This window comes from Streptomyces sp. NPDC002623 (genome assembly GCF_053592635.1).
The window spans coordinates 20,848-35,612 of record NZ_JBSFWB010000037.1; the positions used below are offsets into that span (position 1 = coordinate 20,848).

At 72.3% G+C, this 14,765-nt stretch carries 12 protein-coding genes; 5 read left to right on the forward strand and 7 right to left on the reverse strand.

Translation table 11 applies throughout. The features are described 5' to 3' along the window. Positions 1–18: 18 nt before the first annotated feature. The 7 genes from cimA to ACWD4O_RS40425 form a co-directional block, all read right to left on the reverse strand. The gene (gene cimA / locus ACWD4O_RS40395) at positions 19–1,623 is read right to left on the reverse strand and encodes a citramalate synthase (protein WP_450950728.1); all 1,605 of its coding nucleotides are present in this window, start codon (positions 1,621–1,623) and stop codon (positions 19–21) included. A 328-nt stretch (positions 1,624–1,951) separates the two neighbouring features. Next, entirely contained in the window at positions 1,952–3,040 is a 1,089-nt protein-coding gene (locus ACWD4O_RS40400) for a branched-chain amino acid aminotransferase (protein ID WP_451288035.1), read from the reverse strand. Positions 3,041–3,289: 249 nt separating this feature from the next. Next, entirely contained in the window at positions 3,290–4,333 is a 1,044-nt protein-coding gene (locus ACWD4O_RS40405; protein WP_451288036.1) for a 3-isopropylmalate dehydrogenase, read from the reverse strand. Between the two features lie 162 nt (positions 4,334–4,495). After that, on the reverse strand, positions 4,496–4,627 hold the full coding sequence (locus tag ACWD4O_RS40410; RefSeq protein WP_351911685.1) for a hypothetical protein: 132 nt from the start codon (positions 4,625–4,627) through the stop codon (positions 4,496–4,498). Positions 4,628–4,823: 196 nt separating this feature from the next. Next, positions 4,824–5,705 carry an alpha/beta fold hydrolase gene (locus ACWD4O_RS40415; RefSeq protein ID WP_451288037.1) on the reverse strand — a complete coding sequence of 294 codons (882 nt, stop codon included), beginning with the start codon at positions 5,703–5,705 and terminating at the stop codon, positions 4,824–4,826. A 42-nt stretch (positions 5,706–5,747) separates the two neighbouring features. Continuing rightward, the gene (gene pruA / locus ACWD4O_RS40420; protein WP_451288038.1) at positions 5,748–7,379 is read right to left on the reverse strand and encodes an L-glutamate gamma-semialdehyde dehydrogenase; all 1,632 of its coding nucleotides are present in this window, start codon (positions 7,377–7,379) and stop codon (positions 5,748–5,750) included. A 39-nt stretch (positions 7,380–7,418) separates the two neighbouring features. Beyond that, positions 7,419–8,345 (reverse strand): proline dehydrogenase family protein, encoded by a 927-nt coding sequence (locus ACWD4O_RS40425; RefSeq protein WP_451288039.1) that lies wholly within the window; start codon positions 8,343–8,345, stop codon positions 7,419–7,421. Positions 8,346–8,472: 127 nt separating this feature from the next. On the opposite strand from ACWD4O_RS40425, the gene ACWD4O_RS40430 reads away from it, so the two are divergent. The 5 genes from ACWD4O_RS40430 to ACWD4O_RS40450 all read left to right on the forward strand — a co-directional run bounded on the left by ACWD4O_RS40430 (position 8,473) and on the right by ACWD4O_RS40450 (position 14,709). Continuing rightward, entirely contained in the window at positions 8,473–9,657 is a 1,185-nt protein-coding gene (locus ACWD4O_RS40430) for a PucR family transcriptional regulator (RefSeq protein WP_451288040.1), read from the forward strand. A 100-nt stretch (positions 9,658–9,757) separates the two neighbouring features. Next, complete coding sequence (locus ACWD4O_RS40435) at positions 9,758–11,254, forward strand: ABC transporter substrate-binding protein (RefSeq protein ID WP_451288041.1); 1,497 nt, start codon at positions 9,758–9,760, stop codon at positions 11,252–11,254. A 17-nt stretch (positions 11,255–11,271) separates the two neighbouring features. Continuing rightward, positions 11,272–13,119, forward strand: a complete 1,848-nt coding sequence (locus tag ACWD4O_RS40440; protein WP_451288042.1) for an ABC transporter permease subunit — start codon at positions 11,272–11,274, stop codon at positions 13,117–13,119. Next, a complete protein-coding gene (locus ACWD4O_RS40445) occupies positions 13,079–14,038 on the forward strand; it encodes an ABC transporter ATP-binding protein (RefSeq protein ID WP_451288043.1) in 960 nt (319 codons plus the stop codon). The genes ACWD4O_RS40440 and ACWD4O_RS40445 overlap by 41 nt, the downstream gene beginning before the upstream one ends. Beyond that, positions 14,035–14,709: an ATP-binding cassette domain-containing protein gene (locus ACWD4O_RS40450; RefSeq protein ID WP_451288044.1), complete on the forward strand. Its 675-nt coding sequence runs from the start codon at positions 14,035–14,037 to the stop codon at positions 14,707–14,709. The genes ACWD4O_RS40445 and ACWD4O_RS40450 overlap by 4 nt, the downstream gene beginning before the upstream one ends. The last annotated feature ends 56 nt before the right edge of the window (positions 14,710–14,765 follow it).

Genomic DNA, 14,765 nt, shown 5'->3' on the forward strand with positions numbered 1-14,765 from the left:
CATGCCGTGGACGGGGAACTACTCCGCCGGGTCCACGCCCGCCTTCAGCAGCCCGTAGGTGCACGCGTCCTCCAGGGCCTGCCACGAGGCCGCGATGACGTTCTCGGCGACGCCGACCGTGGACCACTCGCCGGCGCCGTCGGTCGTGGAGATCAGGACGCGGGTGGTGGACTCGGTGCCGTGCACGCCCTCCAGGATGCGGACCTTGTAGTCGACCAGCTCGAGCTTGGCCAGCTGGGGGTAGATCTTCTCCAGGGCCACGCGCAGGGCCCGGTCCAGGGCGTTGACCGGGCCGTTGCCCTCCGCCGTCGCGACGATCCGCTCGCCCTTGGCCCACAGCTTGACCGTGGCCTCGTTGGCGTGGGTGCCGTCGGGGCGGTCCTCGACGATGGCGCGCCAGGACTCGACCTCGAAGTACTTCAGCGGCTTGCCCTCGACCTCGGCGCGCAGCAGGAGTTCGAAGGAGGCGTCCGCGGCCTCGTAGGTGTAGCCCTTGAGCTCGCGCTCCTTGACCCGCTCCACGACCCGGGCGACCACTTCGCGGTCGTCGCCCAGGTCGACGCCGAGCTCCTTGCCCTTGAGCTCGACGGAGGCGCGGCCGGCCATGTCGGAGACCAGCATCCGCATGGTGTTGCCGACCTGCTCGGGGTCGATGTGCTGGTAGAGGTCGGGGTCGACCTTGATGGCCGAGGCGTGCAGGCCCGCCTTGTGGGCGAAGGCCGAGACTCCCACGTACGGCTGATGCGTGGACGGCGTGAGGTTGACGACCTCGGCGATCGCGTGCGAGATCCGGGTCATCTCGCGCAGCCGGCCCTCGGGCAGCACCTTCTTGCCGTACTTCAGCTCCAGGGCGGCGACCACCGGGAACAGGTTGGCGTTGCCGACCCGCTCGCCGTAGCCGTTCGCCGTGCACTGGACGTGCGTCGCGCCCGCGTCCACCGCGGCGAGGGTGTTGGCGACCGCGCAGCCGGTGTCGTCCTGGGTGTGGATGCCGAGGCGGGCGCCGGTGTCGGCGAGGACGGTGGAGACGACCGCCTGGATCTGCGCCGGGAGCATGCCGCCGTTGGTGTCGCAGAGGACGACCACGTCCGCGCCGGCCTCGGCGGCCGCCCGGACGACCGCCTTGGCGTACTCCGGGTTCGCGCGGTAGCCGTCGAAGAAGTGCTCGCAGTCGACGAAGACCCGGCGGCCCTGGCTCTTCAGGAAGGACACCGTGTCGCCGACCATCGCCAGGTTCTCGTCCAGCGTCGTGCGCAGGGCCAGCTCGACATGCCGGTCGTGGGACTTCGCGACCAGGGTGATCACCCCGGCGCCCGACTCCAGCAGCGCCCTGACCTGCGGGTCCTCCGCCGCCTTGGCGCCGGCCCGGCGGGTCGCGCCGAAGGCGACCAGCGCCGCGTGCTTGAAGTCGATCTCCGCCTGCGCGCGGGCGAAGAACTCGGTGTCGCGGGGGTTGGCGCCGGGCCAGCCGCCTTCGATGAAGCCCACTCCGAAGTCGTCCAGGTGCCGGGCGATGGCCAGCTTGTCGGCGACGGTGAGGTTGATGCCCTCACGCTGCGCGCCGTCGCGCAGGGTGGTGTCGAAGACGTGGAAAGAGTCGTCGAGTTCGCTGGTTTCGGTCATGGTCTGAAGGCTCCTGTGTTGGATCTCGGTCGTTACCGGAATGACCGGCTCCACCATCCCCCCATGGTCCCTCGCGCTCTCGCTCCCGGCTGTGGGTGGGCCAGAAAAGCGAAAAACCTCTCGCGGGTGCGAGAGGTCTGCGCGCGGGTCGAGGACACGATGTCCGCTCGTACCTTGTCGTACGGAGCGGTCACTGCGGACCGGCGCGCCTGCTGCCAATAATCATGGCGAACGAGAGCACGGGGGCAGTCTGGCACAGACCGCCCCCGCGCTCACGGGTGTCTCAGAATGCGAGCAATGCGCCCACCGGCGATCACCCGTAAGGGCGTCAGCCCAGCTTGTGCATCCACCCGTGCTGGTCCACGGCAGTGCCCCGCTGGATGTCCAGCAGGGCCTGGCGGAGCTTGAGGGTGACCTCGCCGGGCTCGCCGTCCGACTGCTGCCACTCGCCGCCGGTGCGCTTGACCGTGCCGACCGGGGTGATCACAGCGGCGGTGCCGCAGGCGAAGACCTCCTTCAGCGTGCCGTTCTCGGAGTCGCGCTGCCACTGGTCGACGGAGACGCGGCCCTCCTCGGCCGGGTAGCCGAGGTCGCGGGCGACGGTGAGGAGGCTGTCGCGGGTGACGCCCTCCAGGATGGAGCCGGTGAGGGACGGGGTGACGATCTTGTCCTCGTACACGAAGTACAGGTTCATGCCGCCGAGTTCCTCGACCCACTTGCGCTCGACCGCGTCGAGGTAGCAGACCTGGGCGCAGCCCTGTTCGGCGGCCTCGGCCTGGGCGAGCAGGGAGGCCGCGTAGTTGCCGCCCGTCTTGGCGTCGCCCATGCCGCCGGGGACGGCCCGGACGTGCTCCTCGGAGACCCAGATGGAGACGGGCTTCACGCCGCCCGGGAAGTAGGCGCCGGCGGGCGAGGCGATGACCAGGAAGAGGTACTCGTTGGCCGGCTTCACGCCCAGCCCGACCTCGGTCGCGATCATGAAGGGGCGCAGGTAGAGGGACTCCTCGCCGCCGTGCGCGGGCACCCAGTCCTTGTCCTGGCCGACGAGGGCGTCGCACGCCTCGATGAACGTCTCGACCGGCAGCTCGGGCATGGCCAGGCGGCGGGCGGAGCGCTGGAAGCGCTTGGCGTTCTGGTCCGGGCGGAAGGTGGCGACGGAGCCGTCGGGGCGGCGGTAGGCCTTCAGGCCCTCGAAGATCTCCTGCGCGTAGTGCAGGACCATGGTGGCCGGGTCCAGGGGGATCGGCGCGTACGGAACGAGCTGGCCGTCGTGCCAGCCGCGGCCCTCGGTCCACTTGATCGTCACCATGTGGTCGGTGAAGTGGCGGCCGAAACCGGGGTTCGCCAGTATCGCCTGCCGCTCGGCGGCGGAGGTCGGGCTGGCGGAGGGCTTGAGCTCGATCGTGGGCGTCGTCATGAGTGGTTGTCCTTCACCGGTTGTGTAGTGACGGGCCGCGCTCACGTCCGAACGGCCGGTGGCCGGTGCTAGGACGTCCGAGCATTCCCTCATACCGCGGCTCCGCGTTCGATTATCGCAAGCGGGGTCCGAGGAAGAAAACGGCGTGAATGCGACCCAGGGTTGATGGTTGCACCCGGCCGGACATACGAGAAGCCGCCGGGTGCGGATGCGACCCGGCGGCTTCGAAAGGTTTCGTGCAGCGCGGGGTCAGCCGGCTACTCGTACGGAGAGCGCGTCACCGATCTCGGAGGTGCTGCGCGCGGGCAGCGAGCCGCGCTCCGCCAGGTCGGCGGAGACGGCTTCCTCGATGCGGACCGCTTCCGCCTCGTGGCCGAGGTGACGCAGCAGCAGGGCGACGGACAGGACCGTGGCGGTGGGGTCGGCCTTGCCCTGGCCGGCGATGTCCGGGGCCGAGCCGTGCACCGGCTCGAACATGGACGGGAACTCGCCGGACGGGTTGATGTTCCCGCTGGCGGCGACGCCGATGCCGCCGGAGACGGCCGCGGCGAGGTCGGTGATGATGTCGCCGAAGAGGTTGTCGGTGACGATGACGTCGAACCGGCCCGGGTCGGTGACCAGGTAGATCGTGGCCGCGTCGACGTGGATGTAGTCGGTGGTGACCTCGGGGAACTCCTCGGCCACCTTGTTGAAGACGTTCGTCCACAGGTGGCCGGCGAAGGCCAGCACGTTGTTCTTGTGGACCAGCGTCAGCTTCTTGCGGGGGCGGGCCTGGGCGCGGGCGAACGCGTCCCGGACGACACGCTCGACGCCGAAGGCCGTGTTCACGGAGACCTCGGTGGCGACCTCGTGCGGGGTGCCCTTGCGGATGGTGCCGCCGTTGCCGGTGTACGGGCCCTCGGTGCCCTCGCGGACCACGATGAAGTCGATCTCGGGCTGGCCGGCCAGCGGGGTGGCGACGCCCGGGAGGAGCTTCGACGGACGCAGGTTCACATGGTGGTCGAAGAGGAAGCGCAGCTTGAGCAGGAAGCCCCGCTCCAGGACGCCGGACGGGACGCTCGGGTCGCCGATCGCGCCGAGCAGGATGGCGTCGTGCTGCCGAAGCGCCTCGGTGTCGGCGTCGGTGAGGGTCTCACCGGTGGCGTGGTAGCGCCGGGCGCCGAAGTCGTACTCCTTGGTCTCCAGCTTCACATCCTGCGGGAGGACGGCGGAGAGGACCTTGAGACCTTCGGCCACGACCTCCTGGCCGATGCCGTCACCGGGAATCACTGCGAGATTGAGGCTGCGAGACATGCGGGAACCCTACTCCTCCGTCCCATGGGATGACATGAACTGTCCGCCATACGGACGACGGAGTCGAGGTGCGGCGCGGGTCCCGAAGTCCCGTTCGGGGCCCGCGCCACACCCCGTGCGGGTGCGGCTCCCGGACTTGCGGCCGGCTCTGCCCGGCTCGGCTCAGTGGCCGGTCTCGCCGCCGTTGTCACGGCGGTCGAGGGCGCGCTGGAGGGCGGCGGCGGCGTTCTTGCGGTCGGACTCGCTCGTACCGGAGACGTGACGGACTCGGCGGCGGACGGTCGTCTCGGCCATGGGAAATCGACTCCTTCGAATTCCAGGGAGTGCTGAAGGGGGGTTCGAGACGCCGGTGGGCGGGGAGCGGGCCGCAGGGGTTGCCTGCACGGGGCCCGGCTCACGACCGCCATTCGCTTGATCGAGCGAGACGTTCGGCTCCTACAAAGCTAAGCGAGGAGCGCGCGCCTGTCTCTACAAATACTCGGACTTCCTACTATCTGAGACGGCGGCCCCCGTCGAGGGCCGCCGCCACGGCCTCCCGGAAGCCCCTCGGCTGCTCCACCCACGGCAGGTGCCCGGCCTCCGGAAAGATCACCCGCCGTCCCCGCGGCAGGGCCCGCTCCAGCGAGTCGACGGCCGAACGCGGCCGGATGTCGCGGGCGCCGTCGACGATCGTCACGGGCACGTCGAGCGCCTGGCAGGCGGTGTACAGCTCGGGGGCGCCCCAGTCGCGTCCGGTCTCGGCGTTCAGGGCGTCGTTGCACTCCACGTTGATCCCGAACCAGGGGTCGGCCATGCGTCCGGCGTGCTCCAGCGCCCGGTCCCGGTCCTCGAACTCGATCGACCACTGCAGCACGGCCCGCTCGGGGACCTCCTTCGACAGCTCCCGCCAGCGGGCGAGCCGGTCGGGCGCCTCCCCGAGCCGGGCGAGGAAGTTCTCGGAGAACGACCCGTGCCAGGAGGACACCGGGTCGATGCCCGTACCGCTGACGTACAGCAGCGCGCCGACGCGTTCCGGGTGGGCCAGCGCATAGCTCAGCGCGAGCTGCGCGCCCCAGGAGTGGCCGAGCAGCACCATCCGTTCGAGGCCGAAGTGCCGTCGTACGGCGTCCAGATCGGCCACGAAGCGCTCGGTGGTCCACGGTCCGGCGCAGCGCTCCGACCGCCCGCAGCCGCGCTGGTCCCAGCGGATCACCGGCGCCAGGTCGTCGAGCCGGGCGGCCACGTCCTCGAACATGTCCCACAGGCCGGGCCCGCCGTGGCACAGCACCAGCGCTTCGCCCGTCCCGTCGCGCCCCGACCGCGCGGCCCACAGCCGCACTCCGTCGTCGGCCTGCACGGTCACACTCTCCGTCATGCCTGTCATGTCTGTCATGGCGAAGAGTGTGACCGGCGGCCGGGGAAGGCGGAGTGGGTGTCAGCCCATGTGCGGGTACGTGTAGTCGGTCGGCGGGACCAGGGTCTCCTTGATGGCGCGGGTCAGCGTCCAGCGCATCAGGTTCTGCGGGGCGCCGGCCTTGTCGTCGGTGCCGGAGGCGCGGCCGCCGCCGAAGGGCTGCTGGCCGACGACAGCGCCGGTCGACTTGTCGTTGATGTAGAAGTTGCCGGCCGCGTAGCGCAGCTTGTCCATCGTGTACGCGGCGGCCGCGCGGTCGTTCGCGATGACCGAGCCGGTGAGCGCGTAGTCGGACACCGACTCCATCTGCGTCAGCATCTCGTCGTAGGCGTCGTCCTCGTAGACGTGCACGGCGAGGAACGGGCCGAAGTACTCGGTCGTGAAGACCTCGTTCGCCGGGTCGGTGCACTCGACGACGGTCGGGCGGACGAACCAGCCGACCGAGTCGTCGTAGGAGCCGCCCGCGACGATCGTGCAGGTCGGGTCCGCCTTCGCACGGTCGATGGCGGCCTTGTTCTTGGCGAAGGAACGCTCGTCGATGACGGCGCCGACGAAGTTGGCGAGGTCGGTGACGTCGCCCATGGTGAGGTAGTCGACCTCGGCCGCGAACTCCTCCTTGAAGCCGGAGTTCCAGATGGAGGCCGGGATGTAGGCCCGGGAGGTCGCGCTGCACTTCTGGCCCTGGTACTCGAAGGCGCCGCGCGTGAGGGCGGTCTTGAGGACCGCGCGGTCGGCGCTCGGGTGGGCGACGACGAAGTCCTTGCCGCCGGTCTCGCCGACCAGCCGCGGGTAGGAGCGGTACTTCTCGATGTTGGCGCCGACCGTCTTCCACAGGTACTGGAAGGTCTTGGTCGAGCCGGTGAAGTGGATGCCGGCCAGGTCGCGGTGGTTCAGGGCCACGTCGGAGACCTCGATGCCGTCGCCGGTGACGAGGTTGATGACGCCCTTGGGCAGCCCGGCCTCCTCCAGCAACTGCATCAGCAGGACGGCCGCGTGGGTCTGGGTCGGCGACGGCTTCCACACGACCACGTTGCCCATCAGCGCGGGCGCGGTCGGCAGGTTGCCGGCGATGGCCGTGAAGTTGAACGGCGTGATCGCGTAGACGAAGCCCTCGAGCGGACGGTGGTCGAGGCGGTTCCAGACGCCCGGCGAGTTCGCCGGGGGCTGCTCGGCCAGGATCTGGCGGGCGTAGGCGACGTTGAAGCGCCAGAAGTCGACCAGTTCGCAGGGACAGTCGATCTCCGCCTGCTGGGCGGTCTTCGACTGGCCGAGCATGGTGGAGGCGGCCAGCGTCTCGCGCCAGGGACCGGCGAGCAGTTCGGCGGCGCGCAGGATGATCGCGGCGCGGTCGTCGAAGGACATCGCGCGCCAGGCGGGCGCGGCGGCGAGGGCCGCGTCGACGGCGTCCTGGGCGTCCTGCTGCGTGGCATTGGCGTAGGTGCCGAGGCGGGCCTTGCGGTTGTGCGGCTGCACGACGTCGAACCGCTTGCCGCCGCCCATCCGCCGCTCGCCGCCGATGGTGCAGGGCAGCTCGATCGGGTTGTCGGCCAGCTCCTTGAGCCTGGCCTCCAGCCGGGCGCGCTCGGGCGAGCCGGGGGCGTAGCCGTGCACCGGCTCGTTGACGGGGGTGGGGACCTGGGTCACAGCGTCCATGAGATCCGTAACTCCTTGAACTTGAGCGGGTGTTCGGGCTCAGCCTTTGGTGATCATGCTGCGGACGAAGAACCGCAGGTTGGCCGGCTTCTCGGCCAGGCGGCGCATGAAGTAGCCGTACCAGTCGGTGCCGTAGGCGGTGTAGACGCGCATGCGGTGGCCTTCGGCGGCCAGCCGCAGGTGCTCGTCGCTGCGGATGCCGTAGAGCATCTGGAACTCGTACTCGTCGAGCTTGCGGCCGGCGCGGTGGGCGAGCTCCTGCGCGATGGTGATCAGGCGCGGGTCGTGGGATCCGACCATCGGGTACCCGGCGCCGTCCATGAGGGTCTTCAGGATCCGGACGTACGCCTTGTCGATCTCGTGTTTCTGCTGGTGGGCGACCTCGGCGGGCTCCTTGTAGGCGCCCTTGACCAGCCGTACCCGGCTGCCGTTCGCGGCGAGACGGCGGGCGTCGGCCTCGGTGCGGAACAGGTACGCCTGGATGACGCAGCCGGTCTGCGGGAAGTCCTCCCGCAGCGCGTCGTGGATCGCGAACATCGAGTCGAGGGTGGTGTGGTCCTCGGCGTCGAGGGTGACGGTCGTCCCGATGGCGGCCGCGGCCTCCACGACCGGGCGGACGTTGGCGAGGGCCAGCTCATGGCCGCCGTCGAGCGCCTGTCCGAACATGGAGAGCTTGACGGACATCTCGACCCGTTCGCCGAGGTCGAGCGCGCCGAGCCGGTCGATCAGCGCCAGATAGGCGTCGCGGGCGGCGGCGGCCTGCCCGGGGGTGGTGATGTCCTCGCCGACGACGTCCATCGTCAGCTCCAGCCCCTCGGCGGTGAGCTCCTCGATGATCGGGACGATGTCGTCGACCGTCTCACCGGGGATGAAGCGGTCCACGACCTGTTTCGTCACCGGGGCCGCCGAGATCAGGCGTCGCATCCGGTCGCTGCGCGACGCGGCAAGAATCACGGGACCCAGCACGGGGCACCTCCACAAACCAGCAGATAGAACCACCGTGAAACCTAAGGATCCCTCCGATCGTCGGCCATCGACACCTGTCACGCATCCGTGCCGCAGATCTCAGACAGATGTATGAAGGCTTTCGAAAATGCGGGAGAATGCCCGGGTGACAGCCGACTACAAAGGCGACTACCAGGAACTGGTCGATGAGATCTCGGAGCTTCTCGGCGCTCCGGCGACCCTGGAGAACCGGGACTTCGAGCTGATCGCCTTCGGCGCGTACGACAGCGAGGGTGAGCTGGACGCGTCCGCGCTGGATCCGGTGCGCACCCGCTCGATCCTGACCCGCCGCTCCACGGCGGCCGTGCGCACCTGGTTCGAGGGCTTCGGCATCACGCGCGCGAGCGGCCCGGTCCGGATCCCGCCGACCCCGGAGGCGGGGGTGTACCGGGGGCGGGTCTGCCTCCCGGTACGGCACCGGGGGGTCGTCCTCGGTTACGTCTGGCTGCTGGACGACGATCCCGGGCCGTCGGAGGCCCAGTTGTCGGCCGCGATGGAGGTGACCGCCCGGATCGGCGCGCTGCTCGCCGACGAGGCGCAGCACGGGGCCGACCTCACCCGGGAGCTGCGGGCGGTGCTGACCGCGCAGCCCGGCTGGCAGCGGGACATGGCGGTCGCGGAGCTGCGCACCGCGCTGGGCGCCCGCGCGGACGGCCCGCACACGGTGGTGTGCGTGACCCCGTGGCCGTCCGCCGACCCGGACGACGCCCCTTCCGTCCGTACGCTGCCGGGGGCGACGGCGCTGTGCACGGTGCCGTGGGGCACCGCGTCCCAGTCGCTGGCCCTGCTGGTCCGGCTGCGCTCGACGGACACCCTCGCCCCGGCGACCGCGGCGGCGGCCCGGCTCCTCGAGCGGGCGGGAGAGGCGGCGGCGGGAGTGGCCGCGGGGCGCGTCGGTCTGACGGAACTCGGCGCCGCCTGGGAGGAGGCGTCGGCGTCGGCGCGGGCCGCCCTGGCGGAGCCCCGCCTCGGCCCGGTCGCGCAGTGGGCGTCCATCGGCCCGTACCGTCTGCTGACCGCCCTGCCGCCGCAGTCCCTCCAGGACCCGGCCGTACGGTCCCTGCTCGCCCCCGCCCACCGTGAACTCGCCCGCACGGCGGAGGTGTATCTCGACTGCGCGGGCCAGGCGGGCCGCACGGCCGCCGAGCTGGGAATCCACCGCCAGACGCTGTACTACCGGCTGTCCCGGGTGGAACAGCTGACCGGCCTGGACCTGGACGACGGCGAGGACCGACTGCTGCTGCACATGACCTTGAAGGCGGCCCGGCTGTAAATCACGCCCAGAGCGCTTTCAGTCGCTTTACTGAAAACGATTATCATCATGCTAATGTCGGCGCATCCAGTCTTGACCACCCCTTTACCCGGAGGGTTCCGTGCGCCTGCCCGCTCGCCGTCTGCTTCCCGTCACCGCCCTGACGGCCGCCTCCACGCTGCTCACCGGGTGTTTCACCGGTGACGGGTCCGCCGCCGCCGGGGACGCCGAGGGGAAACGGGTGCGGGTCGCGATGATGCAGCCGCCGCGCTCGGGGCTGTCCCCGCTCTCCGACGACGCCTTCAAGCTCTCCCGCTGGTCGACCGCCGAGACCCTCGTCGAACTGGACGCGGACGGCGACCCCAAAGCCTCGCTCGCCACCTCCTGGCGGCAGAGCGGCCGGACCTGGAGCTTCGCGATACGCGACGGCGTCACCTTCCACGACGGCACGAAGCTCGACGCCGAAGCGGTCGTCAGATCGCTGACCAGGGCCGCCACCGCCGCCCCCAAGCCCCGCATCCTGGACGGCGTGCAGCTCACCGTGCGGGCCGCCGACGCCGGCACGGTCACCGTCACCACCGCCGACGAGGACCCCCTGCTCCCGCAGCGGCTCAGCTCGCCGCAGTTGTCGATCCTCGCGGCGAAGGCGTACACCGGGAAGACGGTGAACCCGGTCGGGGCGGGCACCGGCCCCTTCGAGCTGACGAAGGTGAACGGCACGTCCTCCGCCACCCTCGACCGCTACGACGCCTACTGGGGCGGCAAGGCCAGGGCGCCCGGCATCGACGTACGGTTCGTCCCCGACGGCACCGCCCGCGCGGCCGCCCTGCGCAGCGGCGAGGCCGACATCGTCGAGGCGGTTCCCGTCTCGCAGGCCGCGCTGCTGGACGAGGACCTCGTCACCGAGGTGCCCATGCCCCGCACCAACACCCTGTACCTGAACACCGGGAACGGCGTGTTCGAGGACGCCTCGCTGCGGGCCGCCGCCCGGGAGGCAATCGACGCCGAGTCGATCGTGCGGGGCGTCTACGAGGGGCGCGCGGACATCGCCGAGGGCCTGCTCGGACCGGCGCTGCCGTGGGCGGCCGGGCTGCGCACACCGGTGGCCCGCGCGAAGGCGGGCGACCCGGCCGGCAAGGCGATCACCATCGGCACGTTCACCGACCGCGCCGAGTTGCCCGAGGTCGCCGCCGCCCTGCAACAGCAGCTGCAGAAGGCGGGGTTCGAGGTGAAGCTGGAGGTGCGCGAGTACGCCAATATCGAGGCGGACGCGCTGGCCGGCGCCTTCGACGCGTTCATCCTGTCCCGGGCCACCGTCCTGGACTCCGGCGACCCGGCCGCCTACCTCTACAGCGACTTCGCCTCCGACGGCTCCTTCAACATCGCCCAGCTCGACGACCCTGCCGTGGACGCCGCGGTGCGGACGGCCGCCGAGACGCCCACCGGTGAGGCCCGCCGCAAGGCCGTCATCGCCGCCGAGGCCGCCGTCCTGGCCGCCGACGCGGCCGTGCCGATGCTGCACGAGCGGGTCGTCCAGGGCGACGCCGCCGGGGTCGTCGGCGCCGCGCACGACCCGCGGGAGCGGGAGCTGGTCACGGCCGCCACCTACGTCAAGTGAGGTGGCCGGTAAGGGCGTTGAGGCCGTCCCCGGCCGCGGCCACCCGTACCCTCGCGCTTCTCGCGGTGCTCGCCGCCGTGGGTCTGCTGCCCTGGCTCTCGGGCCGCGACCCCGCCCTGACCGTCCTGCGCGCCCGCTCCGCCGAACAGGAACCCACGCCGGAGGCGCTGGCCGCGATCCGGCGCGACCTCGGCCTGGACGCGGGTCCCCTCCCCCTGCTGGGGAGTTGGGCCGCCGACCTGGCGCACGGCGACCTCGGCACGTCCTGGGTCTCCGGCACCGACGTCCTGCCGTCGGTCGCGAGCGGCCTGAAGGTGTCGCTGGCGCTGATGGGCGCGGCCCTCGGCGTGGCGCTGCTGCTCGCCGTCGCGCTGGTCGCGCCGGTGCTGCTGCGCGGGCGGGCCTCGGCCGGTGCGGGCGCGGCGATGCTGGCCGCCGTGCCGGAGTTCCTGCTGGCCACGGTGGGACTGCTGGTGTGCGGGGTGTGGCTGGGCCTGCTGCCGACCTCGGGCTGGGAGGGGCCGCGGCACCTGGTCCTGCCGGCCGTCGCCCTCGGCGTCCCGGCCGGCGGGCTGCTCGGCCGTCTGGTCGCGGACGCGCTGCCCGCCGTCCTGGACGAGCGGTGGGCGCAGCTGTGGCGGGGCGCCGGAGTGAGCGGGGTCCGTGTCTCGGCGGCCGCGTTGCGCCGTGTGCTGCCCCCGCTGCTCCCGCAGTTCGGGATGGCCGCGGTGGGTCTGACGGGCGGCGCGGTCGCGGTGGAGACGGTGTTCGCGGTGCCCGGCATCGGCCGTACGGCCCTCGGGGCGGCCAAGTCGCAGGATCTGCCGCTGCTCCAGGGCTCGGTACTGGCGCTGCTGCTGCTCGGCCTGCTCACCGGCGCGCTCGCGGCACTGGCCCGGCGCCGGCTGCTGGGCCCGGCGCTGCGGGACGCCTCGCTGAGCCTGCCCCCGGCCCGCCCGGCCCGCACGCACCCGGCGATCCCGCTCGCCCTCGCCGCCGTCCTCGGGACGACGATCGGCTGGGGCCTGCTGCGCGACCCGTACGCGGTGGACACGGCCGCCCGGCTGACCCCGCCGTCCTGGGCGCATCCGCTCGGCGCCGACGGACTGGGCCGTGACGTGCTGGCCCGGCTCGGCCATGGCGCCGCCACGACCGTCGGCACGGCGGCGGCCGTCTGTCTCCTGAGTCTGGTCCTGTCGTTGGCGCTGGGCTTTCTGCCGGGCGTCGCGGCGGGCGCGGCGGACATCGCCAACGCGCTGCCCCCGGTGATCGTCGGCATCCTGGTCGCCGCGGCGGCCGGACCCGGTACCGGCGGCGCGGCCCTGGCGGTCGCGCTGATCTCCTGGCCGCCGCTGGCCGCGCACACGGCGGCGCTGGTCCAGGAGGTGCGGGCCTCGTCGTTCCTCACCGCCCAGCGGGCGATCGGCGCGACCCCGTGGTGGATCCTCACCCGGCACGTCCTGCCGTCGGTGGCGGCCCCGGTCGCCCGGCACGCCCTGCTGCGCCTGCCCGGCATCGCCCTCGCGCTGGCCTCCCTGGGCTTCCTCGGCCTGGGCGCCCAGCCGCCCGCCCCCGAGTGGGGGCTGCTCCTCGACGAGTCCCGCGCCTATGTGGAACGGGCCCCGTGGGCGGCCCTCGCGCCGGCGGTCGCCCTGGCCCTGCTGGCGGGCCTGGCCGTGTCGGGAGCGGCGTACACCCAGGGCCGCGGCCGTGGCCGTGGCCGTGGCCGTGGCCGTGGCCGTGCACGAACGACGAAGAAGGAGAACCCCGTTGCCCCCGCTGCCCCCGCTGCCCCCTTCGCCTCCGTCGACCCCGCTGCTCCCCTTGCCCCCGACGGCGTCCGAGCCCCTGCTCCGCGTCCGTGACCTGCGGATCTCCGTCGGCGGCCGGGAGGCCGTGCGCGGGGTGTCGTTCGACGTGCGGGCGCGCGAGGTGTTCGCCCTGGTGGGCGAGTCGGGCGCGGGCAAGAGCCTGACCGCCCGGGCGCTGCTGGGCCTGCTGCCGCGACAGGCCACGACCACCGGCACGGTCCGCCCGGACCTGTCCGGCGCGCGTGGCCGCCGGATCGCGCTGGTCCCGCAGGACGCGCTCGCCGCGCTGTCCCCCGTCCACCCGGTGGGCGACCAACTCGCGGCGGCCGTACGGTCGGTGAGCGGTCTCTCCCGCCGCGAGGCACGGGCGCGCGCGGTGGCCGCGCTGGACCGGGTGGGCATCCCCGACGCGGCCCGCACGGCACGCGCGTACCCGCACGAGTACTCCGGCGGCATGCGCCAGCGGGCCGTCATCGCGATGGCGGTCGTCAACGAACCCGAGATCCTGGTCGCCGACGAGCCGACCACCGCGCTGGACGCCGACCGCCGGGAGTCGGTGCTGAAGCTGCTCGCGGAGCAGCGGGAGGCGGTCGGCGCGGCGCTCGTGCTGGTCACCCATGACATGGACGCGGTACGGCGGCATGCGCACCGGATGCTGGTGATGTACGCCGGCCGCGCGGTGGAGACGGGCCCGGCGCGCGAGATCCTGGCGCACCCGCGGGCACCGTACACCGCGGGCCTGCTGGCCGCCCTCCCCCGGGCCGAAGGCCCCCGGCGCCGTCGGCTGCCCGCCCTCCCCGGCACCCCTCCCCCGCCGGGGACACTGCCGCCGGGCTGTGCGTTCGCCCCGCGCTGCCCCCTGGCCGCCGAGGTCTGCCACCGCGAGGAGCCGGCCGAGCACGAGGTCGCCGGACGCCTGGTCGCCTGTCATCGCGCGGGCGAAGTCACCGATCCCCTGGGGGAGTTCGCATGACAGGGACGACGACCCGCCCCTTGCTGGACGTCCGTGACCTGGTCGTCCGCTACGGCGCGCTGACAGCCGTCGACCACGTCTCCTTCGCCCTCGAACCGGGCGAAACCCTCGCTCTAGACGGCCCGTCCGGCTGCGGCAAGTCCTCCACCGCCCTGGCGGTACTGCAGCTGCGCCGCCCGGACGCGGGCGAAGTCCGCTTCGAGGGAAGGGAGTTGACCACCCTCACCGACCGCGAACTGCGCCCGCTGCGCCCCCGAATGCAGCCGGTCTTCCAGGACCCGTACGGCTCCCTCAGCCCCCGTCACCGGATCCGCGACGCGGTGGCGGAACCGCTGAGGGTGCAGGGCCGCTGGAGCGCGACCGACGGCCCGGCCAAGGTGGCCGAACTCCTCGACCGGGTGGGCCTCGACCCCTCGTACGGCGAGCGTCGTCCGGACGAGCTCTCCGGCGGCCAGTGCCAGCGCGTCGGCATCGCCCGGGCGCTGGCCTCGGACCCGCGGCTGCTGGTCCTCGACGAGCCGGTGTCGGCCCTCGACCCGTCCGTCCGGGCCGGCGTCCTGAACCTGCTGTCCGACCTCCAGGACGACCTGGGCCTCGGCTATCTGTTCATCTGCCACGACCGGGACGTCCTACGGCACTTCGCGGACCGGGTGGTGGAGCTGCCGAAGTGACGGGACAGAAAAACGCCGGACGGGCTGACTCGGTCAGCCCGTCCGGCGTTCGAGGA

What these genes read in the sequence shown, in the direction of transcription:
- cimA (WP_450950728.1), bottom strand. Translation starts at nt 1,623, where the DNA reads ATGACCGAAACCAGCGAACTCGACGACTCTTTCCACGTCTTCGACACC.
- ACWD4O_RS40400 (WP_451288035.1), bottom strand. Translation starts at nt 3,040, where the DNA reads ATGACGACGCCCACGATCGAGCTCAAGCCCTCCGCCAGCCCGACCTCC.
- ACWD4O_RS40405 (WP_451288036.1), bottom strand. Translation starts at nt 4,333, where the DNA reads ATGTCTCGCAGCCTCAATCTCGCAGTGATTCCCGGTGACGGCATCGGC.
- ACWD4O_RS40410 (WP_351911685.1), bottom strand. Translation starts at nt 4,627, where the DNA reads ATGGCCGAGACGACCGTCCGCCGCCGAGTCCGTCACGTCTCCGGTACG.
- ACWD4O_RS40415 (WP_451288037.1), bottom strand. Translation starts at nt 5,705, where the DNA reads ATGACAGACATGACAGGCATGACGGAGAGTGTGACCGTGCAGGCCGAC.
- pruA (WP_451288038.1), bottom strand. Translation starts at nt 7,379, where the DNA reads ATGGACGCTGTGACCCAGGTCCCCACCCCCGTCAACGAGCCGGTGCAC.
- ACWD4O_RS40430 (WP_451288040.1), top strand. Translation starts at nt 8,473, where the DNA reads ATGCGGGAGAATGCCCGGGTGACAGCCGACTACAAAGGCGACTACCAG.
- ACWD4O_RS40450 (WP_451288044.1), top strand. Translation starts at nt 14,035, where the DNA reads ATGACAGGGACGACGACCCGCCCCTTGCTGGACGTCCGTGACCTGGTC.